This is a genomic window from Pseudomonas fluorescens (assembly GCF_001307155.1).
GTDB lineage: Bacteria > Pseudomonadota > Gammaproteobacteria > Pseudomonadales > Pseudomonadaceae > Aquipseudomonas > Aquipseudomonas helvetica.
Genome location: NZ_CP012830.1, coordinates 4,088,506 through 4,110,189, shown reverse-complemented (window position 1 = coordinate 4,110,189; position 21,684 = coordinate 4,088,506). Strand labels below are relative to the sequence as shown.

Annotated in this window: 18 protein-coding genes; 1 reads left to right on the top strand and 17 read right to left on the bottom strand. The window is 58.5% G+C overall.

The genetic code is table 11. The features are described from left to right. Nucleotides 1–230: 230 nt before the first annotated feature. From AO353_RS18670 to AO353_RS18590, 17 genes are all read right to left on the bottom strand, one after another. Nucleotides 231–1,631 (bottom strand): sigma-54-dependent transcriptional regulator, encoded by a 1,401-nt coding sequence (locus AO353_RS18670; RefSeq protein WP_054596283.1) that lies wholly within the window; start codon nucleotides 1,629–1,631, stop codon nucleotides 231–233. Continuing rightward, nucleotides 1,631–2,830: a sensor histidine kinase gene (locus AO353_RS18665; protein WP_162491286.1), complete on the bottom strand. Its 1,200-nt coding sequence runs from the start codon at nucleotides 2,828–2,830 to the stop codon at nucleotides 1,631–1,633. The genes AO353_RS18670 and AO353_RS18665 overlap by 1 nt, the downstream gene beginning before the upstream one ends. A 128-nt stretch (nucleotides 2,831–2,958) precedes the next feature. Continuing rightward, nucleotides 2,959–4,434, bottom strand: a complete 1,476-nt coding sequence (locus tag AO353_RS18660; protein ID WP_054596281.1) for a sigma-54 dependent transcriptional regulator — start codon at nucleotides 4,432–4,434, stop codon at nucleotides 2,959–2,961. Nucleotides 4,435–4,604: 170 nt separating this feature from the next. Next, a complete protein-coding gene (gene fliT / locus AO353_RS18655; protein ID WP_054596280.1) occupies nucleotides 4,605–4,901 on the bottom strand; it encodes a flagellar protein FliT in 297 nt (98 codons plus the stop codon). 24 nt (nucleotides 4,902–4,925) lie between these two features. Continuing rightward, complete coding sequence (fliS, locus tag AO353_RS18650; protein WP_054596279.1) at nucleotides 4,926–5,315, bottom strand: flagellar export chaperone FliS; 390 nt, start codon at nucleotides 5,313–5,315, stop codon at nucleotides 4,926–4,928. Nucleotides 5,316–5,468: 153 nt separating this feature from the next. Next, complete coding sequence (gene fliD, locus AO353_RS18645) at nucleotides 5,469–6,869, bottom strand: flagellar filament capping protein FliD (protein ID WP_054596278.1); 1,401 nt, start codon at nucleotides 6,867–6,869, stop codon at nucleotides 5,469–5,471. Nucleotides 6,870–6,950: 81 nt separating this feature from the next. Next, nucleotides 6,951–7,301 carry a flagellar protein FlaG gene (locus tag AO353_RS18640; RefSeq protein ID WP_054596277.1) on the bottom strand — a complete coding sequence of 117 codons (351 nt, stop codon included), beginning with the start codon at nucleotides 7,299–7,301 and terminating at the stop codon, nucleotides 6,951–6,953. Nucleotides 7,302–7,373: 72 nt separating this feature from the next. Beyond that, nucleotides 7,374–8,819 (bottom strand): flagellin, encoded by a 1,446-nt coding sequence (locus tag AO353_RS18635; protein WP_054596276.1) that lies wholly within the window; start codon nucleotides 8,817–8,819, stop codon nucleotides 7,374–7,376. 251 nt (nucleotides 8,820–9,070) lie between these two features. Further along, the gene (locus tag AO353_RS18630; protein WP_054596275.1) at nucleotides 9,071–10,000 is read right to left on the bottom strand and encodes a ketoacyl-ACP synthase III; all 930 of its coding nucleotides are present in this window, start codon (nucleotides 9,998–10,000) and stop codon (nucleotides 9,071–9,073) included. Nucleotides 10,001–10,317: 317 nt separating this feature from the next. Beyond that, nucleotides 10,318–11,892 carry a flagellar hook-associated protein 3 gene (locus AO353_RS18625; RefSeq protein WP_054596274.1) on the bottom strand — a complete coding sequence of 525 codons (1,575 nt, stop codon included), beginning with the start codon at nucleotides 11,890–11,892 and terminating at the stop codon, nucleotides 10,318–10,320. 13 nt (nucleotides 11,893–11,905) lie between these two features. Then, complete coding sequence (flgK, locus tag AO353_RS18620; protein ID WP_054596273.1) at nucleotides 11,906–13,918, bottom strand: flagellar hook-associated protein FlgK; 2,013 nt, start codon at nucleotides 13,916–13,918, stop codon at nucleotides 11,906–11,908. 23 nt (nucleotides 13,919–13,941) lie between these two features. Continuing rightward, on the bottom strand, nucleotides 13,942–15,237 hold the full coding sequence (gene flgJ / locus AO353_RS18615; RefSeq protein ID WP_054598270.1) for a flagellar assembly peptidoglycan hydrolase FlgJ: 1,296 nt from the start codon (nucleotides 15,235–15,237) through the stop codon (nucleotides 13,942–13,944). 10 nt (nucleotides 15,238–15,247) lie between these two features. After that, on the bottom strand, nucleotides 15,248–16,357 hold the full coding sequence (locus AO353_RS18610) for a flagellar basal body P-ring protein FlgI (protein ID WP_054596272.1): 1,110 nt from the start codon (nucleotides 16,355–16,357) through the stop codon (nucleotides 15,248–15,250). 15 nt (nucleotides 16,358–16,372) lie between these two features. Then, the gene (gene flgH, locus AO353_RS18605; RefSeq protein WP_054596271.1) at nucleotides 16,373–17,053 is read right to left on the bottom strand and encodes a flagellar basal body L-ring protein FlgH; all 681 of its coding nucleotides are present in this window, start codon (nucleotides 17,051–17,053) and stop codon (nucleotides 16,373–16,375) included. Nucleotides 17,054–17,104: 51 nt separating this feature from the next. Then, nucleotides 17,105–17,890 carry a flagellar basal-body rod protein FlgG gene (gene flgG / locus AO353_RS18600; protein ID WP_054596270.1) on the bottom strand — a complete coding sequence of 262 codons (786 nt, stop codon included), beginning with the start codon at nucleotides 17,888–17,890 and terminating at the stop codon, nucleotides 17,105–17,107. A gap of 45 nt (nucleotides 17,891–17,935) precedes the next feature. Then, the gene (locus tag AO353_RS18595; protein WP_054596269.1) at nucleotides 17,936–18,676 is read right to left on the bottom strand and encodes a flagellar basal body rod protein FlgF; all 741 of its coding nucleotides are present in this window, start codon (nucleotides 18,674–18,676) and stop codon (nucleotides 17,936–17,938) included. A gap of 368 nt (nucleotides 18,677–19,044) precedes the next feature. Beyond that, nucleotides 19,045–20,607 (bottom strand): sigma-54-dependent transcriptional regulator, encoded by a 1,563-nt coding sequence (locus AO353_RS18590; protein ID WP_054598269.1) that lies wholly within the window; start codon nucleotides 20,605–20,607, stop codon nucleotides 19,045–19,047. Nucleotides 20,608–20,888: 281 nt separating this feature from the next. On the opposite strand from AO353_RS18590, the gene phhA reads away from it, so the two are divergent. Continuing rightward, on the top strand, nucleotides 20,889–21,680 hold the full coding sequence (phhA, locus tag AO353_RS18585; protein WP_054596268.1) for a phenylalanine 4-monooxygenase: 792 nt from the start codon (nucleotides 20,889–20,891) through the stop codon (nucleotides 21,678–21,680). Nucleotides 21,681–21,684: the final 4 nt, after the last annotated feature.

Genomic DNA, 21,684 nt, shown 5'->3' with positions numbered 1-21,684 from the left:
AGCAACAAGGGTGCCAGCTCCATGGCGACACTTCATAAAAGTCCGACACCGATCACCGCCCCTGTAGCAGCTGCCGAGCTTGCGAGGCTGCGTTCGAGGACGCAGTCCTCGCAGATCCTGCGTTCGCGTTTTTTCTGGAAAATCTCGTCGCCCGGTTTACGACTGCTTCGCCCGAACGCGGACCGAGCCGAACGCCGCCTCGCAAGCTCGACAGCTGCTACAGATACGGGTCAGGTCGCAAACAAGTAACCTTCGACGTCCATTCCCGCATCGCGCATTTGCGCAAGCTTGTAGCGCAAGGTCCGCGGGCTGATACCCAAGCGCTCGGCCGCCTCCTTACGCCGCCCGCGCTCGGAACGCAAGGTATCGATAATCATCTGAAACTCGCGACGCCGCAGGTCATCGCCCAGCGCGCCCGCTGAATCGCCTTGCGGTGCCTCGACTTCGAGCATGCGTGACGACATTGGAGCCGGTGTCAATGCTGGCAGTGGCGCGCAAGCGACCGGCCCCGCAAGGCAAAAGTCCTGCGGCTGAATCAAACCACCCTGCTGCAAAATCAGCGCCCGCTGAATGGCATTGTCCAGCTCACGTACGTTGCCCGGCCACGGATAACCGATCAGGCAAGCCTGAGCTTCCGGCGACAGCCTGGCAGCGGCATGCTTCATTTTATTGACGTGCTTGGCCAGCAGACGCTCGGCCAGCGGCAAGATATCGGCGGTGCGCTCACGCAACGGACGCCAGGCCAGCGGAAACACCGACAGGCGATAGTAAAGATCTTCGCGAAAGCGCCCCGCCGCCACTTCGCCCGCCAGATCGCGGTTCGTGGTTGCGACCACCCGGATATCCAGCGCAATCGGCTTGCGTGCACCCACGCGCTCGACTTCACGCTCCTGCAACACGCGCAGCAGCTTGGCCTGAAGCCCCAGGGGCATTTCGGAAATTTCATCGAGCAGAATGGTCCCGCCATCGGCCTGCTCGAACTTGCCGGCCTGAGCCGCAATAGCGCCGGTGAACGAACCTTTCTCATGCCCGAACAAGGTCGCCTCGAGCATGTTGTCCGGGATCGCCGCGCAATTGATTGCAATGAACGGCTGACTGGCGCGACGCGAGTGCTGGTGGATGTATCGCGCCAACACTTCTTTGCCGGTCCCCGACTCACCCGAGATCAACACCGTCGAATCACTGCGCGCCACACGAGCTGCCAGCTCAAGCAGCTGCGCACTGGCCGGTTCGAACGCTACCGGGCCTTCGCCCTCTGCGGCGCCGAGACAACCCAGGGCATGGCGCGCCACCAGATCCAGCAACGCCTTGGGCTCGAACGGCTTGACCAGATAGTCCGCCGCCCCCTGACGCATCGCATCGACAGCGCGCTCGACCGCGCCATGAGCGGTCATCAGCAAGACCGGCAACTGCGGCTGACGAATTCGCAACAACCCCAACAACTGATGACCATCCATGCCCGGCATGTTGACGTCACTGACCACCAGATTGAATGACTCGCTCGCCACGGCTTGCAGCGCATCTTCGGCCGAGCCCACTGCGGTGTAGTCGTGACCGGCCAGCAGCAGCGTATCCGTCAATGCTTCGCGCAGCGAGCGGTCATCTTCGACCAGTAAAACCTTGATTGCCATCAGTCTCTTTCCACTCCTTGAGCGCTGGAGAACAACGGCAAGACCACCACCGCACACGTGCCGCGGCCCGGCCGCGAGCGCAGTTGCAATTCTCCCTGATGAGCACGGGCCACCGCCTTGACTACGGTCAGGCCAAGGCCGGTACCGGTGGTTTTAGTCGTAAAAAACGGCTCACCCAGGCGCGCCAGCACAGTGGGGTCGATACCGCCGCCGTTATCGCTGACGCACAGCCGAAGGGTGTTTTCACGGGTGTAGAGATGGACCTTCAGACGGACATCGCCAGCACTGGCCTGAATCGCATTTTCAATCAGGTTCAGCAGCGCGCCGACCAGCGTGTCGCGATTACACAGCAACTCTCCGGCATGACTGTCGCACTGCCAGCGCACCGGATAATCCTGGACATGCGTCAATGCCGCCGCTTGCAGCGAGTGAAGGAGCGCCCCGGGTGTCAGGCGATCAGTCAACGGCAGTTCGCCGCGAGCGAACACCAGCATGTCCCGCACCTGATGCTCAAGCTCATGCAGGCGCTCTTTCAAACGTCCGGCAAACCGCTGCTGGGTAGCGACCGGCAGCTCTTGCTCAGTCAAATGACTGGCATACAGCAATGCTGCGGACAGCGGCGTGCGAATCTGATGCGCCAGGGAAGCGACCATCCGGCCGAGGGACGACAAGCGCTCATGGCGAGCCAATTGGTCCTGCAGGTGCCGGGTTTCGGTCAGGTCGTTAAGCAGCACCAACTGGCCCGGTTCGGCATCCAGCGAGCGCGTGGAAATCGACAGGCGTCGACCATCCTTCAGAGAAATTTCATGACCGTCGTCTTCGCGTGGAGCAAAGCAGCGGGCAATCACATGACGCCACAACTCGCCTTCAAGCGGTAGACCCAGCAGCTCGCAGGCCGCCGGATTGGCTTCGCGCACCATCCCCTGGGCATCGATGACGATGACGCCACCCGGCAACAAGTCGAGAAGGTTTTGCAGCCGGTTGGCCAGGCGTTCTTTTTCGGCCAGCTCTTGCATGCGCTGAGCACTGACCACTGCCAGTTCGCCCTTGAGCTCGGTGACCCGTGCTTCAAGCATGCTGTAGGAATCGGTCAGTTGGCTCGACATCTGACTGAACAGCGCGAACGCCTGCTCAAGGCCAAGCCGACTTGCCTGCTCTACAGAGGACGATTGCCCCGAGACTTCGGAGACAGGGGACATTTGGGCGGCGTGGGGCATCGTGCTCTCTCGCTTGGCTGACCGTCAGTTAAACGGAACGTTGCGAGGGACGTAGCAATACCCGTGCCTAAAAAAAACCGCCCATTATTCAGTGAGTTGAAAAACAGGCGTCAATCATCCGCCTGTTCATCACCTTCGCGACGGCTCATGCCGTACTTGCGCATCTTCTCGACCAGGGTGGTACGACGAATGCGCAGGCGTTCGGCAGCACGCGCCACGATGCCGTTGGCATCATCCAGCGCCTGCTGAATCAGGCCTTGCTCCAGACCACCGAGGTAGTCCTTGAGATCCAGCCCTTCTGGCGGCAGCATGGCGTTAGCGCTGAAGTCCGGGGTATGGCCATTGATGGCTACCCGCTCTTCAAGATCGCTGCGCAAGCTATCGACCAGTTGCTCGTCTTCGTCATCGACATAACGGAATTTCTTCGGCAACTCGACCACACCGATCACGCCGTACGGGTGCATGATCGCCATGCGCTCGACCAGGTTGGCCAGCTCACGGACGTTGCCCGGCCAGCCATGCCGGCACAGCGACATGATCGCTGCCGAGTTGAAGCGAATGGAACCGCGCTTCTCGTGCTCCATGCGCGAGATCAACTCGTTCATCAGCAACGGAATATCTTCAACGCGCTCACGCAGCGGCGCCATCTCGATCGGGAAAACATTGAGGCGGTAGTACAGATCCTCACGGAAGCTGCCGACCTCGATCATGCTTTCGAGATTTTTGTGGGTCGCGGCAATGATTCGCACGTCGACGCTTTGGGTCTTGTTGCTCCCCACGCGCTCGAAGGTGCGCTCCTGCAATACTCGCAACAGCTTGACCTGCATCGGCAATGGCATGTCGCCGATCTCGTCGAGAAACAGCGTACCGCCGTTGGCCAGCTCAAAACGCCCGGCACGGCTGGTGATGGCCCCGGTAAAGGCGCCCTTCTCATGGCCGAACAGTTCGCTTTCCAACAGCTCGGCCGGGATCGCACCGCAGTTGACCGGAACGAACGGCGCGTCGCGCCGCTTGGAGTGATAGTGCAGGTTGCGCGCGACCACTTCCTTGCCCGTACCGGACTCACCGAGGATCAGCACACTGGCATCGGTGTCGGCCACTTGCTGCATCATCTGGCGGACGTGCTGAATTGCCCGGCTGGTGCCGACAAGGCTACGGAAAAGGTTGGGTTCACGGTGACGACCGCGCTCGCGGGCCTGGTCGTACATCTCGCGATAAACCTGGGCGCGGTGCAGGGAGTCGAGCAACTTGCTGTAGCTGGGAGGCATTTCCAGCGTGGAAAGTACCCGGCGACGCTGGTCTTCCGGCAGGTCAATGGAAGAATTATCGCCCATTAACAAAACCGGAAGGAACTCATCCCAGGCAGCGAGTGTCTTTAACAGGCCCGGAAGTGAGCCAGGAGCATTTACAGTCCCGATAAGGACGCAAATAACTTCACGACTTGATGACAAAGAGCCGACAGCCTGCTGCCAATCATGGCTACCGCAGGGTAAATTTTCTTCGCCAAGAAAATTTAAAATCACCGCCAGGTCGCGGCGGCGGACGCTATCGTCATCAATCAGCAGAATTTTGGTTTCACGCCACATGCAATAGCAACTTCCCTAGTCAACTCAATGCCCGAAATAAGTGGGCAAGCTAGACGCTTGCAGGCACGTTAAGCCTGATAGACGCCTGAAATCTTCAAACAGCCACTAGTTAAGTCAAAAAACCGTACACAGTCAAATTTATGACGCACTACGATCGGATTAACTGAGGATTAACCGAACAGATGGTAAACCTTTGCCGCATTTTGCGCTTGGGTCATCTGTGACATCTCGTCGACTATCGCCTGACGCTCCTCCGTTGTCACTTCCAGCAACTGCCTATAGACCGCCAGCAGACTTTCCAGGTTCTCGCGCAGAACCTGCTCATCTACCGGAGCCTCACTGAGCACATCGTCAACACAGGCACGGCAAGCAGCGTCCAGTTTGCCGATGGCATCCCAATTGCGCGCAGCCAACGCATCAATGAGCGCTTCACGGGTTTCTTCAATCCGTTGCAGTGCATGGTTCATGATGTCTTCCTCAGACCCGCAGGCCTATTGCGGTGCAATTTCATCCCAGCCACTTTTCAGGGTAGCCAGCAAACCTGACACCTCATCGATCATCTCGGCGCTGTTCAGGCGATTAGCCTCCATCAGCCGGGTCATCATGTAAGCGTACAAGTTATCCAGTTGCTGGAGCGAAGCCGGATCGCTGGTTTTTTCGGGATTCAAGCCATCACGCAGGCCGATGATAATGTCGACCGCCTTGCCCACCATCAACCCCTTGAGCGCGATATCGCCACGAGCCATGGCGCCCTTGGCCTGAGCCATGCGGTCCAGCCCTCCCTCCATCAGCATCTGCACCAGACGATGAGGGCTGGCTTCAGATATCTGCGCATGGGAATTGACCTTCTGATACTGACGAAGGGCTCTCATGGGATTCATGCTTCTACCTCGTAACAGGTAACAACTAAAAAGGATTGGCTCTGATCTTTATGTCGACGCTGGCGCAAAAAACTTTAACACTGACTGGCGACTCAAGAAAAAACCCAGGTACCGCCTTACAGCTTGCCTGGGTTTTTTGCATTTCAATCCGAATCAGTTGCTGGATTTCGGATTATTGAGCGCATTGAGCGTACTCATGATGCTATCGCCCTGCGCCTTGAGCTTGGCCACCAGAGAATCCATCGCATTGTACTTGGCGCTCAAGCTGGCCTGCAGACCCGTTATGCGCGAGTCCAAAGCGTCCTGCTGTTTCTTCAAGTCGGTCAGACTGTCAGCCAGGCTCGCCGCACGACTCGCGAAGGTACCGGTCTTGCTCAGCGCGAAGCTGTCGGTCGCCGTTTTCATCCGCGCCAGCAAACCGTTGCCACCGGTGAAGATACCATTGATGTCTGCGGCATTGGTAAGCACTGCCGCGTCCCACTTCTTGTCATCGATCGACAGCATGCCGGTTTTCTGATCCGTCGTGATACCGAACTGTGCCAGCGCTTTCAACGAGCCGGTGCCCGACATCGAGTTCAACTCGTTACGCACCGAAGACAGCAGCGAACGCAGCGAAGCATCGCCGGTCAGCGCGCCAGAGGTGAGCGAACCATCAGGGTTTGTGGTCACCTGGGTTTCAGCATTGACCGCCTTGATCAAGGCGTTGTAGGTATCGACAAAGCCCTTGACCGAGGACTTCAGAGTCGTGCCGCTGGCGGTCACGGAAATGGTGGTTGGCGTAGGTTGCGCGACCGCAGGCGGAGTCACTGTCGGCACCGCCGAGGTCGACAGCAATTTGATGCTGACACCACTCACCGCATCGGAAACAGTGTTGCTCTTGGACGTCATCGAAATGCCGTCGATGGTGTAATTGGCGTTTTGAGGCGCAGTGATCACCGAGGTACCGACTTCCAGCCCGGAATTACCCGACAGGGTCAAATCCGTTCCCAGCCCGGTGGTGCTCGACGTCAATACCAGCCGAGAGCCGCTTGCGTCGCTCAAAATGTTGGCGCTCAGCCCTTGGTTGGCGTATTGCGAGTTGATCGAGTCACGCACCTGTTGCAACGTGGCACCTACAGGAATGCTGACATCATAATTGGTGCCCGCCTGCCCGATGGTCAGGGTTGTCGGGGTCGCGCCGCTGTTGACAACAGAAGACGCACCACCAGCAAAAACCGGTGTAGATATCTTCGAAGCCGCCGCCAGTTGAGTGACCACCAGCGAGAAATTGCCGGCAGCAGCACCGTTGCCGGTCGTGACCGTGGCGACCTTTTCATCTGAAGACGAACCGGCCAACCCGCTGAAACTGGCCGTCGTGCTCATCGTCGTCAAGGCACCACGAAAGGCATCCAGCGCCGCCTGGATCTTGCCGATGGACGACAGCGAGGTGGTGGCTTTCAGCGTCTGGCTGTTGATCTGTGTCTGCTTGGGAGCTCGCTCGGCATCCACCAAAGACTTCACAATTGCCTGGGTATCGATGTTCGAACCAATACCGCTAACCGTTGTACCCGCCATCGTTTCTCTCCTTATCCAGTGGCTGCCGCTTTCTTGACGAAGAGCGCCTCAAGCATCGACAGCAACAAAATTCATGCCAGCTCAGGCCTTGCCGTCAAACAGCAGACTGCTGGCGTCGTGTAGGCTTTGTGCCAACTTTAGTGCAGTTTCCGAAGGGATCTGGCGAATCACTTCACCGGTTTCGGTGGCAATGACCTTGACCACGATCTGGTGCGTAGAATCATCAATGGAAAAATCCAGTTTGCGCTGAGTAGCCTGGACGAAATCCCGAATATCGGTGACAGCCTTTTCCAGATCGGCGCGCTTAGGCTCCGATACCGCAGACACGCCGGCGTCAGCCTTGGGTTTTTCCGGGGAGCCAGCCACTGGTGGTGTTGCGCCCTGAGGGGCCACCGGGGGATAAGACAGGTTCAACTTGACGCTCATGTCCATGCTGATCTCCTCATCACGAAAAAGACGAAAGGGCACGTAACGCGCCCTTCCGTCAGTTACCAAGCGCCGATATTACTGAAGCAGCTTCAGTACAGCGGCTGGCAGCTGGTTGGCCTGAGCCAGGATTGCGGTCGAAGCCTGCTGCAGGGTGTTTTGCTTGGTCATCTGAGCACTTTCAGAAGCGAAGTCAACGTCCTGGATCACGCCACGGGCAGCAGTGGAGTTGTCCGAGATGCTGCGCAGGTTGGCCACGGTGCTGTCGAAACGGTTTTGTACCGCGCCGAGGTCAGCACGCTGGGAGTCGATGTTGCTGATGGCCTGGGTGATCACGTCAACAGCGTTTTGCGCGTTGGCAGCAGTGGTCACATCAGTGTTGCTGACAACGGTCTTGGCAGAGCTGGCAGAAGTGGCTGCACCAAACAGGCCGGTTACACCAGCGCCGCTCATCGAGTAGCTGTTGGTGGAGTTCAGCGAAACAGCGCCAGTCACCTGGATTGCACCTGCGGCAGCAGCAACTGGAGCGCCACTGTAGTTGCCTGCACCGTCTTTGGCGTCAACAGTGATACCAGCGATTGCACCGGCGTCGCCACTGTTCAGGGTGATGTTTTCACCGGTGTCGGATTTGATTTCCAGGTTGTTGGTGGTGGCGTTGAAATTAACGCTGATGCCCAGCTTGGCAGCGTTGGACTTCAGTTGGTCAGCCAGACCAGCAGTGTCGGTCACACCGACCATGCTGACAGCGGCGCCGGCGCCTACCTTGATGGTGAAGTTGGCGCTGCCGGTGGCGGAACCGGTGATGGCTGCAGTATTTACACCGAACTTGACTTCAGTGCTGGCAGTAGCCGACAGACCACCGATAGCGCCGTTCAACTGAGAAGCAGTGACCTTGGCCGACTGACCTGCACCGATGACGATGTTAGCGGTTTGGCCGCCACCGGTTACAGCGATAGCACCACCGGCAACGCCGGTCGCGCTTGGCGTGATGGCCAGGCTTTTCAGCTGCTGGGAGCCGATGTTGTTAGCCGAAACGTCACCCAAAGTCATGCCAATGGTTTCGTTGGCGTTAGCACCAACCTGGAAATTGGTAGTACCGAAAGAACCGTCCAGAATCTTGCGGCCACCGAAAGTAGTGGTGGTGGCGATACGGGTCAACTCGGAAGTCAGTGCAGAGTATTCAGCGTTGTTCGACTTGCGGTCTTCAGCGCTTGGCGAACCGTTCGCGGAAGCCAGAGCCAGGGTACGCATTTTCTGCAGGATGTTGGTGGATTCCTGCATTGCGCCTTCAGCTGTTTGCGCAATGGAGATACCGTCACCGGCGTTCTTGATGGCAGTGCCCAGGCCGTTGATCTGGCTGGTCAGACGGTTGGAGATCTGCAGGCCGGCCGCGTCGTCTTTTGCACTGTTGATACGCAGGCCGGAAGACAGGCGTTGCATCGAGGTTTGCAGGGAGCTGGAAGCTTTGTTCAGATTGTTCTGAACGGTCAGCGATGCAAGGTTGGTGTTTACGGTTAAAGCCATGACGAAATCCTCGTTGGATGGATACTGCGGCTTCCGGCCCTGACATCCGTCGGGTGTGGCCTAGAGAACCTTCGTAATAGTTATCGTCGTGAAAACACTTTGCTTGAGGGGTTTTTTGGAATTTTTTAGTGGCAGCGTGCCAGCCCTTTATTTTCAAGGGTTTGAAGCCAAAAACGTGGCGTCAACGAAACGCAAAACGCCCGAGAACTTTCGTTCCCGGGCGTTTTTACGATCGCTGCAAGGGCGGGTAATCAAGGACGATAGATAATCGCCGAGCCCCATGACAAGCCCACGCCAAAACCGCTGAGCGCCACGCGTTTCCACTTGGAATCGAACACATGGTTCTGCAACAGCAGCGGAATGCTCGACGAAACGGTATTACCGGTTTCAAGCATGTCCTTGATGAACTTCTCCGGTTCAGCCTCTTCAAAGCGGCGCGCAACGGCATCGACGATGGCCGCACTGCCCTGGTGAATGCAGAAGGCATCGATATCGCTGGCTTGCAGGTCAGACTCATCGAGCAGCTCATGCAAATGCGCCGGGACTTTCAGCAGCGCAAAGTTGAACACCTGACGACCGTTCATGAAGAACACGCCATCAGAGACCTTCAAGTGCGGCGCCCCCGAACCGTCAGTGCCGAACTTCGCCTTGCCGAGGCGCCAGGTCGGGTCTTCGCCCATCCAGGTTGCCGTCGCGGCATCACCGAACAACATGGTGGTATTGCGATCTTCCGGGTCAACGATCTTCGAATAGGGGTCGGCGGTCACCAGCAGGCCATTTTTCAGCCCTGTCGCCTCCATGAAGCCCTTGAGCGCATAGATGCCGTAAACATAACCGGAACAACCGAGGGAAATATCGAAGGCGGCAACGCTGGTCGGCAGCCCCAACTTGTCCTGAACGATTGCCGCAGTGTGCGGCAGGCCTTCCTCATCACCGTTCTGAGTGACAACGATCAAGGCATCAATGGATTCACGCTTGAGTTCAGGGTTGGCTGCAAACAGCGCATTGACTGCTTCGACGCACAGATCGGAGGTTTCCTGATCAGCGCCTTTGCGCGGCAAAAAGGCCGAGCCTATCTTGCCGAGAATGAAGGTTTCATCCTTGTCGAATTTTGCACCCTGGGCGTAGTTGTCAACCCCGGCTGCCGGCACGTAACTCGCTATACTTTTTATGCCAATCATTATGGCTTCCCAATAATAAACAGCTGAATATCACCACTCAGAAGGTCGAGGGTGTCGACAGTCAGGGGCTGCACCAGCCCAAACCGGTGGCAATGGCGGGAGTCGATGACGACATTGAACAGGCCCGCACCCTTCACCGCCCGCAGACAGGATACAGTGAAGATGCGCGTTTTGACTGACGGGTCACTCCGACTGCGAAGCTTTATGTATTTTTGCGACTAAAGCCACCCTGAAAATTCATTTTCGGCCTGACGGCAGAGCAAAAAAAACGGCCAGCCCTCGATTAAAAGGACTGGCCGCCAAGGCTTGACGCCCGATCAAAGCTTGTTGAACAGGCCCAGCTGGGAAATCTTCGAGAACGCCAGCTGCGCCGCCTGCAACATGGTTTGTTGCAAGGTCAGGCGGGTCAGCACTTCCGCAGGATCAGTGTTCTTGATATCCGATTGCGTAGAGGCATTGATCAAGCCGGCACTCTGATTCTGCTCGCTCTGCAGATCCATCACATTACCCCGGGCACCGATGGCTCCCCGAGTAAGGTCGACCTGATTCTTCGCGTTACCCAGGTTGGCAATCGCCGAGGCTATCGATTCCTTAAGATGACGTTGCGCCGTCGGGTTGCCCTGCACCGGCGTTTCGAGCGCCTGACGCAACTGGCTCACTGTATCGAGCACATTCTGGGTCTGGTGAGCATTAACCGATACGTCGAACTGATCATTGGCCGCAGGCGTACCGCTCATGGTGAAACTGATGCCGGCCGCCGTCGCGACACCGGCCGTCACCGTACCCGACGACACCGCCTGACTGCTGCTCGTCAATGGACTCGCGTACAGGTCAAACGTGGTTGCACTGGTGAACTTGAGTACCGCACCGCCGTCCGGGAAGAAACCCGCATAGTCCGCCGGGTTGGTGACCGTACTCTGACTGACCAGCGCGGTAGAGGGGTTACCCGGATTGCGTGTACTGGCAATGGTGTCCGGCTTGGTCGTCAGCTGAAAACTGTGGCCCGCGATCACCGCGTCCGCATTGATGGCCGTGTCGCCGCTTTGAAAGGTGACATCCAAGCCGAATGTCACGCCACGGAAATTGATATCGGAACCGCCCTTGGCATTCGGATCGAAGGTGCCACCCTGGGTCGCTTCGGCAGTGACGTCATTGCCTGCCCCATCCTTGATCTGAAACTGGGTGCTGCTCAGAAACGACAGCGTGTAAGGCTCACCGCTGCGAAAGCTGGAGTTGAAGGTCGGGCCGGAGCTCACCAACCCGGGCGACAGCGCCACGCGCCCGTCATCGACAGCCGGCGCGGTCATGGTGGTCTGGCTGCGGCTCGCGTTGACTGCCTGCTGGAAAACACTCCAGCCAGAATCGTTGAGCCCCAACGACATCGAATCACCGATTTTCAGCTGGAGCTGAGTCTGGTCACCCTTGTAGCTATAGGTGCCGTCCGCGTTGCGCGCAAAGGGGGCAGTATCATTACTGGCTCCGGAAAACAGGAAGTTGCCGTTGGCATCCTTGCTGTTCATCAGACTCAAAAGCTGCTGCTCGGACTGATCGAGTTCAGCAGCGATGGACTTGCGGTCATCGTCGTTCAACGAACCACCACCGGCACGCACTGCCAACTCACTGACTTTCTGCAGCACGTTGTTGACACTGTCGAGCACGCTCTCTTCCTGGGCCTGAGCAGTCTTGAGCGCGGTGATGTTGTTGGTGTACTGGCCCAGCATTGCGCTCTGCTGATCAAGCTGCAGCAAGCGAGCAGCACCTACCGGGTCATCGCCCGCCGTCTCGAGCTTGACGCCACTGCTGGCCTGATCGGCGGACTTGAGCAGGTTGTTGAAGTTGCGCTGATAGTTGGCCGCGGTATTTTGATAAAACTGTGCAGTAGAAATACGCATGATCTACGGCTCCTTAAAGGCTGTTGATCAGAGTGCTGAAAATTTCCTGCGCAGCCTTGATGATCTGCGAAGAAGCGCTGTAGTACTGCTGAAACTTGACCAGATGGCCGGTTTCCTCATCGAGGTCGACACCGGACAAGGAGTCGCGAGCCGCAGCAGCCCCCTTGAGGAGCGTGTCGTTGGCGGTGCCATCCATCTGGCCTTGCTTGGCCTTCGCGCCGACCTCGGAAACCAGACCGCCATAGGCATCCGAGAAGCTGACACCCGGACTGGTCGTGGTTGCACCCACTGTGGCCTTCGACTGAAGGCCCAGCAATGCCTGCGCGTTACGATTGTCAGTACTGCTGGCCGCGGTCATCGAGACATTGAAACTGTCACCCGAAACCGGATTACCGCTGACCGTCATTTCAAAGTTGAAGTTCTGGGCTGCCCCCAGCGAATCGGTGTAAGGCACCGGAATGCTCAGTTTGTTGCTTTGCCCAGGCACGATACTGCCCGTCCCCAGACTGTTGCCCTTGGCGTCCAGCACCTCGTAAGCGTTGGCAGACGTCATGAGCATGCGCACAGGCATCGCCGTCTTGATAGCGTTCTGCATATCCTGGCTCTGGACAGGGTTGTAGATATCCAGAGTGGAGGTCAACGTCGGCTGACTGACCGAGCCCGTGCCTTTGTTGCCCTGGGCAAGAGTCGAGGTCAACGGCGCGGAAGTCGACAGACGCTTGGTGTCGGTCATCACTGTCGAAAGGTCCCCGGCGCCGCTGCGGGTCGGGGTGATCTTGAAGTTGTCACCGGCGCTCACCCCGGCCGCACTGTTCAGGCTCAGAGAGAAGCCGTCGATCACCGGCGCCGGAGAGGCCCCCAGGGTAAAGCTGCCCATGTCGGTGTTGTCCGACAGGCGCTTGACGCTGTAACCCGTGGCGCTGGTGAAGGTCACCTGGTAATCGCTGGTACTTAACTTGCTGGTGTCCTGGATCGTGACATTAAGGTTGCCCGACGCGGGATTGTTGTTGCTACTGGCAATGCTGCGCTGACTGATGGCCGTTGCACTGTTGATATTGCTGAACAGGGCAGCACCGAACTCACCGTTCTGATCCAGGCCCTGCCCCAGCTGCCTGTTCACCTGATCGGAAACGACCATGGCGATACGCCCCAGCGCATTGGTCGCTGGCGCCAGCACGTCGTCGCGGTAACGCAGCAAACCACCCATCTCGCCGCCGGTCACGGCGGAAGTGATATCCAGCGTCGAGAAGCCGCGATTCATGATGATCGAACTGCGGGTCGGGTCGCTCTTGTCGGTAGAAACCTGAAGCGAGTTGGCGGTACTGCCCATGACCAGCGGTTGACCGCCCGTCATATAGATATCGTAGCTGCCATCGCGCTCGACAACTTGCGTGCCCACTAACTGAGAGAGCTGGCGAACCGTTTCGTTGCGCTGATCCATCAGGTCGTTTGGCGCGCTGCCAGTACCATTAGCTGCCGTGATCTTCTGGTTGTAGGTCGCAATGGTTGAGGCCAGTTTATTGACCTGATCCACCATCGAGCCCATCTGAGCATTGATGTAGGAGCCCTGCTGCTTAAGCTGATCGGACATGGCGTTGAAGCGACTGCTCAGACTCTGGGAGTTGGTCAGCAGTGCCTGACGCGCAGCGGCGTCATTCGGCGTCGAAGACAGCGTCTGCAAAGAAGAAAAGAACGACTGCATCACTTTGGTGATGCCGGTCCCGCTATCGGACAACAACTTGTCGACCTGCGTCACCTGGCTCAAGTAGGCCTGGGCATCGCTACTTAGCGAAGTGGTGAGCTGCAATTGCTTGTCCAGATAGGCGTTATACACCCGACGCACGTCCGCCAAGGTCGTGCCAGTGCCGATGAATACGTTGCCGTACTGAATCGAGGCCTTGCTGCTCTGCACGGTTTGCTGACGTGAATAGCCGGCCGTATCAACGTTGGCAATGTTGTTGCCGGTCACCGCCAAAGACGATGAGGCCGCACTCAACCCCGACATCCCGATATTGAGCAAACTCATGATTCAGACCTTATACCTTATGCCTATAAAGGCGTCGTGGAAGAGCCCGCCGCAGCGTAGTTCTGGTAACTCTTCATCTGCTTGGCTATCTGCGAAATCTTGCGGGCGTAGCCCGGGTCGGTTGCATACCCGGCCTTTTGCAACTCGCGTACAAACTGTTCTGGGTTATCGGCCGACTTCACAACATCTTGATAGCGATTATTGGTTTGCAGCAATGTCACAAGGTCATGGAAGCTGTCCTTGTAAGAGGCATAGGAACGGAACTCGGCCGTCTCCTTGACCATCTCGCCATTCCTGAATTCGCTGGTGATCGCCCGCGCCGAATCGCCCGTCCAACTGCTGCCAGCCTTGATGCCGAACAGGTTATGACTGCTGCTGCCATCCTGGGCACGCATGACCGATTTACCCCAACCGGTTTCCAGGGCCGCCTGGGCCACCAGATAACGCGGATCGACGCCAATGCGGTCGGCGGCTTCCTTGGCCATCGGCATCATCGTATTGACGAATTCGTCGGCAGAGCTGAAGGCTTTCTTCGCCGGCGCCAACGGAATTTGAGCCATGGCACGACCATAAATCTGCATCCGCCCGCTCGATCCCGAATCCGTTTGCGAAGCCAGCCAATCGCCATTGAACAGCGGACCGGAGCCGGTCTTCATGCCTTGAGGCGCCTGGATGTTGTTGAGCGCCGTTGCGCTGGTCGCAGCGGTCGTCGATGCCGACGGCACCAGGCCGGCGAGCAAGCGATCCGCGAGTTTCGGCGGCAGCGCCAGACGACGCTGGTTGAGCATCGCCACGTCATTGCGGTGCCCATCGAGCGATTGCTGCGGCGGATTGACCGCACGCGACGCCCACAACGGCCGCTGGCCATTGAGCCGAGACAACGGCCCGTCGGTGCCCACCGTACCGGCAGCCACCGGCGTTGATACTGCCGCTTTCGCTGCTTCCTGCTTGGCCGCAGACATTGCCGCCGCCTCGCCCGGCGCCAGCGGTTTGTTCTTCGACATCTGGCGCATCAGCACGTCGGCCAGACCGATACCATGACCCTGACGAGACATGGAAACCGCCAACTGCTGGTCGTACATTTCCTGGTACTGCTTGGCCGCAGGCGTGTTGAGCGGATTGTCCTTGCCCAGGGTCTCGGTGGCCGAGCGCATGGACTTGAGCATCTCGCCGAGGAACAGCGACTCGAACTCCTGCGCCACCTTGCGCATGTTCGCATCGCTGTTCTTGTCACCGACCTTGAGCTGGTTAAGCCGGTTCAGGTCCGAGTACGACCCCGAATCGCCGCTGCTGACCAACCCGCTCTTGTGAAGATCCATGTTCGCCATATCAGATCACGATCAGGTCGGCTTGCAGGGCGCCAGCCTGCTTCAATGCTTCAAGGATCGCCATCAAGTCACCCGGCGCCGCGCCGACCTGATTCACCGCACGGACAATCTCGTCCAGCGTGGTACCAGGGCCAAACTTGAACATCGGCTTGGCTTCCTGTTGAGCATTGACCCGGGAACGCGGCACGACGGCGGTCTGACCGTTGGACAAAGGTCCTGGCTGACTGACAATCGGGTCTTCGGTGATGGTTACGGTCAGGCTGCCATGAGTCACGGCGGCGGGTGAAACCTTGACGTTCTGGCCGATCACGATAGTGCCGGTCCGCGAGTTGATGATGACCTTGGCCACCGCCTGACCCGGATCGACTTCGAGGTTTTCCAGGATCGACAAGTAGTCGACGCGCTGGCTCGGATCGAGCGGCGCGGTGACGCGAATCGAACCGCCATCAATCGCCTGTGCAACACCAGGGCCGAGCATGTTGTTGATCTTGTCGACCACGCGCTTGGCGGTGGTGAAGTCGGAGCGATTGAGGTTCAGGGTCAGGCTGTTGCCCTGATTGAAACCGCTCGGCACCGAACGCTCGACCGAAGCACCACCCGGGATGCGACCGGCCGACGGAACGTTGACGGTAATCTTCGAACCGTCGCGACCTTCAGCGTCAAAACCACCGACCACCAGGTTGCCCTGGGCGATCGCATAGACGTTACCGTCGATACCCTTGAGCGGCGTCAGCAGCAAGGTGCCGCCACGCAGGCTCTTGGAGTTGCCGATCGAGGATACGGTGATGTCGACCTGCTGACCCGGCTTGGCAAACGCCGGCAAATCGGCACTGACCGACACTGCCGCGACGTTCTTCAACTGCACGTTGCCAGAGCCGGCCGGCACCTTGATGCCGAACTGCGAGAGCATGTTGTTGAAGGTCTGCAGAGTGAACGGGGTTTGCGTGGTCTGGTCACCCGTGCCGTTAAGCCCGACGACCAGGCCGTAGCCGATCAATTGGTTGGAACGCACGCCCGAAATACTGGCGATGTCCTTCAACCGCTCGGCCTGAACGCCGAGGGAGGTGGACAGCAACAACACGGCCGCCATCAGGTGCTTGAAATTAAACATGAGTCGTTTCATCACCTAGAAAGGGAACAGCGGGCTTAGGAAGAAACGGTCGAACCAGCCTGGCTGACTCGCGTCGGCAAACGAACCGGTGCCCGAATAGGTGATCCGTGCATCAGCGATACGCGTCGACGGCACCGTGTTATCGGTAGCAATATCGTCTGCCCGGACCAGACCGGCAATGCGCACCAGCTCATCACCGGTGTTGAGGGTCATCCACTTCTCGCCACGCACGGCAATGATGCCGTTGGGCAGCACGTCGGCAACGGTGACGGTGATCGAACCGACCAGGCTGTTGCCCTGCCCTGCCTTGCTGTCGCCCTTGGTCGCGCGGTCACCGTTGTAATTGGCACCCAGACTCAGCGGACTGTTGGCGGCCGGGGTGCCACCGAACAACGAGGTCAGACCGATTCCGGCCTTGCTGGTCTTGTCCACCTGGGAGTTGGCGTTTTTACTGGCCTGGGTCTTCTCGTTCAGGGTGATGGTGATGATGTCACCGACCCGGAACGCCTTGCGGTCGCTGTACAGGTTCTGCTCGAAACCGGCCTGATAGATCGAGCCGTTGTTCGCCGCTGCAGGCAGCGGTGTACGAGGCAACACGGGCGCGTAGTAGGGGTCATTGGGCTTCGGCGTCGGACCGACGCAGCCCGCGAGCACGGCGATCCCACTCAATGCGAGAACAGATACAAAGCGATTCATGACCCTACCTCACGGTGTTGCAGGCGGCTGCATGCCGCCTCATAGACTTGATTACAGATTCTGCGTTACGAACGAGAGCATCTGGTCGGCGGTAGAAATCACCTTGGAGTTCATCTCGTAAGCGCGTTGAGTGGTGATCATGTTGACCATCTCTTCAACGGTGCTGACGTTGGAGGTTTCCAGGGTGTTCTGCAGCGTGGTACCAAAACCGTTCAGGCCCGGCGTACCGATTTGCGGCGCGCCACTGGCGGCGGTTTCCTGGAACAGGTTGTTGCCCATCGCCTGCAGACCGGCCGGGTTGATGAAGTCGGCGGTTTGCAGGTTGCCGATCACTTGCGCGGCAGCAGCGCCCGGAACGGTGATCGACACGGTGCCGTCACGACCGACGGTGAAGGTCTGTGCATTGTTCGGAATGACGATGGCCGGTTCCAGGGCAAAGCCGCTGGCGTTGACGATCTGGCCATTGGAGTCCAGGTGGAACGTACCGTCACGGGTGTAGGCGGTGGTGCCATCCGGCTGCAGGATCTGGAAGAAACCGCGACCGTCGACCGCCATATCCAGCGGTTGGTCGGTGGTTTGCAGGCTACCGGCGGTGAAGTTTTTCTGAGTGCCGACAATGCGCACACCGGTACCCAATTGCAGACCCGACGGCAGTGCGCTGTCCTGGGTCGACTGGGCGCCTGGCTGACGCTTGATCTGGTACAACAAGTCCTGGAACTCGGCACGGTCACGCTTGAAACCCGTGGTCGATACGTTTGCCAGGTTGTTGGAAATAGTCGTCAGGTTGGTGTCCTGGGCGGACAGACCTGTTTTGGCAACCCATAGAGCCGGAAGCATTCAATTCTCCTCGTGCGCCTGTTTTACGGCGCGACGTTCTGATAATTAGCTGATCTGCAAGACCCGAGCCATGGCCTGGTCGTCGTCTTTGGCGGTGTTCATCATCTTGATGTGCAGCTCGAATTGCTTGGACAAGGCCAACACCGAGGTCATCTCTTCAACGGCATTGACGTTGCTCGACTCAAGGAAGCCCGACACCAGTTGCACATTGGCATCGACCGGTGCCGGCTTGCCGTCTGCGGTGTTGATCGAACCGTCCAGCCCCTTGGTCATGTTCTTGATGTCCGGGTTGACCAGCTTGATGCGGTCGATTTCTGCGATGACGCGCGGACCTTCACCCATTGACCGAATGCTGATGGTGCCGTCCTGACCGACTTCGATTTTCTGCTCGGGCGGCACGGCAATCGGGCCACCGTTGCCCATGACCGGCATGCCGTTGCCGGCGCGCAGCACGCCCAAGGCGTCGACATTCAGGCTGCCGGTGCGCACATAGCTTTCACCACCGTTCGGATTCTGTACGGCAATCCAGCCGCTGCCCTGAACCGCTACATCAAGGTCGCGACCGGTTTCAATCATCGCGCCTGGAGAGAAGTCGGTGGCCGGACGTTCGGACAGGGCAAACGCTCGCGCCGGAAAGCTGTCGCCAAACACCGGCATCGACCGCGCCTGCTCCAGGTCTTTCTGAAAACCGTTGGTGGAGATGTTCGCCAGGTTGTTGGCATGAGCCTTTTGCGCCAGTGCGTTCTGGCTGGCGCCGGTCATTGCCACATAAAGGTACTTGTCCACAGTCTTTCCTCTGCATGTCGGACGTTTGCCGCCCACCGCTGTACTGTTGAGCCTCAAGCAATTTGCAGACCAACTTTCACGCAGGGGTTCGAAGCCCTATAAACAAAGGACTTGAGAGGAATTGGAGGAGAATGGGCAATGGCATCAAAGACGAAAAACCGGCGCGGTTATGCCGCTTACGGCAAGTGTCGGCCTTTTACACGCGACACATTCACCGTGGCGAGGGAGCTTGCTCCCGCTGGGCTGCAAAGCAGCCCCAAAAACAACAATGAAGTTCCAGCAGGCATTACCCGCCGACGGAAGTTGCGGCCGCTTCGCGCCCGAGCGGGAGCAAGCTCCCTCGCCACAAAGAGCCCGTCCACCACAAGCTATGCGCCCGGTTCTTTACCGACTTCGTATTCACGCAGTTTGTTGGCGATGGTGGTATGAGAAACCCCGAGGCGCTTGCCCAGCAGGCGACTGCTCGGGTACTCGGAATACAGCTGCTCCAGCACCGCCTTTTCGAAACGCCCGACAATCTCGTCCAGCCCGCCTTCCAGCGAGAAATCCCCCAGAGGCTGGCGCACGCCGTAATCCGGCAGGCGAATATGCTCCGCCTTGACCGTGCCGCCGTCACACAGCGAAACCGCCTGAAACAGCACGTTCTCCAACTGCCGGACATTGCCCGGCCAGTGGTAATGACTGAGCCGCTCCATCGCCGCCGGTGCCAGCTTCGGTAGTGGACAACCAATCTGCCGACTGGCCTGATCGAGAAAGTGCTCGACCAGCGGCGTCAGACCGTCGAGGCATTCACGCAGCGGCGGGATGTGCAGCGAAAGCACATTCAATCGATGGTAGAGATCCTGACGGAATTCACCGCTGGCACACAGTTCAGACAAATCGACCTGGGTGGCGCAAATCACCCGCACATCCAGGTAAACCTCTTCATCGCTGCCGACCCGGCGGAAGCAACCGTCCTGCAAGAACCGCAGCAGTTTCACCTGCAAGCGCGGGCTCATTTCCCCGACTCCATCAAGAAACAACGTACCGCCCGCGGTCAATTCCAGCAGCCCGAGCTTGCCTTCGGCGCGCGCCCCTTCGAACGCACCCGGGCCATAACCGAACAGCTCGGTCTCGGCCATCGATTCTGGCAATCCGGCACAGTTGAGCGCCATCAACGGCGACTGCCCGCGCGGGCTGGCCAGGTGGCAGGCGCGCGCCAACAGTTCTTTACCGGTGCCGGTCTCGCCCTCGATCAGCAGCGGCGCATCCAGTGGCGCCATGCGCCGCGCTTCACGCACCACCGCGGCCATGACCTTCGAACTTTGGAAAATGCTATCGAAACCGCGCAACTCCTGCTTGCGCACGTTATAGATGCGTTCGCCGACCCGGTCCGCCCGGTGCAACGTCAGCACCGCACCAGCCATGGCCTCGCTGTCGTCATGCTCCGATTGCAACGGCGCGATATCGGCCAGGAACACGTCGCCCTTGACCTTGACCCGCAAGCCATTGATCCGCGATTTATTGGCGCGAACAAGCTCCGGCAGATCGAAGTCCTCGGCATACCGCGACAAGGGAATGCCCGGCACCTCGTCCACCCGCACCCCGAGCAATTGCGCGGCGGCACGGTTGGCCGCGACGATCGAGCCGCCCATGTCGATCGACAGCACCGGAAACTCCAGCGCGCCGAGCAAGGCGTTCAGCTCCATGTGCCGACGCTCGCTGGGCATCAGCCCTACGCGCTTGACGCCAAATACACCGGTGATGGCCTCGAACTTCGGACGCAGTGCCTGGAACTGAAGGTTGATCAGGTTCGGGCAATGCAGATAGATCGCGTTGCCATGCTCGCCGCCGACCTCACCCCGGGCGACGTTGATCCCGTACTCCACCAGCAGGTTGAGAATGTCGCGCAGGATACCGATGCGGTTCTGGCAGTGGACTTTGATACGCATATAAAGGCCCGAACGGTGGTAAATGAGGCGCATGGCGAGGATTTTTCTGCCGAGGCGCGAAGTTTGTTGTCAAGATTATGTGACAGCCAAGGGCCTTTTAAAACCCGAAAATCTCAATACCTACGCCACAGCCGCCCATCCGTAACGAATACTTTACGGAAATCAGGGAATTCTCCTACGCGCAACGCTCCAAACCTGCTGCAAGGTCGCACACTTCGGGTTATCTCTAGGTCCATAGGCAACAGACATAACAAGAACGTATCCCTTTGCAGGAGAGCAGCATGAAGCAGACGCAATACGTGGCCCGCGAGCCCGATGCGCAAGGTTTTATTCACTACACCGCTGAAGAACATGCAGTGTGGAACACGCTGATCACTCGCCAGCTGAAAGTGCTCGAGGGTCGTGCGTGTCAGGAATACATGGACGGTATCGAAAAACTCGGCCTGCCCCATGACCGCATTCCGCAACTCGACGAAATCAACAAAGTCCTCGGCGAGACCACTGGCTGGCAAGTTGCCCGGGTACCGGCGCTGATTCCATTCCAGACCTTCTTTGAATTACTGGCCAGCAAGCAGTTTCCGGTCGCGACCTTTATTCGTACTCGCGAAGAACTGGATTACCTGCAAGAGCCGGACATTTTCCACGAGATCTTTGGGCACTGCCCGCTGCTGACCAACCCTTGGTTCGCCGAATTCACCCACACCTACGGCAAACTCGGCCTACAGGCTTCCAAGGAAGAACGCGTTTATCTGGCGCGCCTGTACTGGATGACCATCGAGTTTGGCCTGGTCGACACCCCGCAAGGCAAACGCATCTACGGCGGCGGCATCCTCTCCTCGCCGAAAGAAACCGTGTACAGCCTGTCCGGCGAACCGGAGCATCAAGCCTTTGATCCGCTGGAGGCGATGCGCACACCGTATCGTATCGACATCCTGCAACCACTGTACTTTGTCCTGCCGAACCTCAAGCGCCTGTTCGATCTGGCCCACGAGGACATCATGGGCATGGTCCATCAAGGCATGCAGCTGGGTCTGCACGCACCCAAGTTTCCGCCTAAACCCAAGGCGGCCTGAGAGC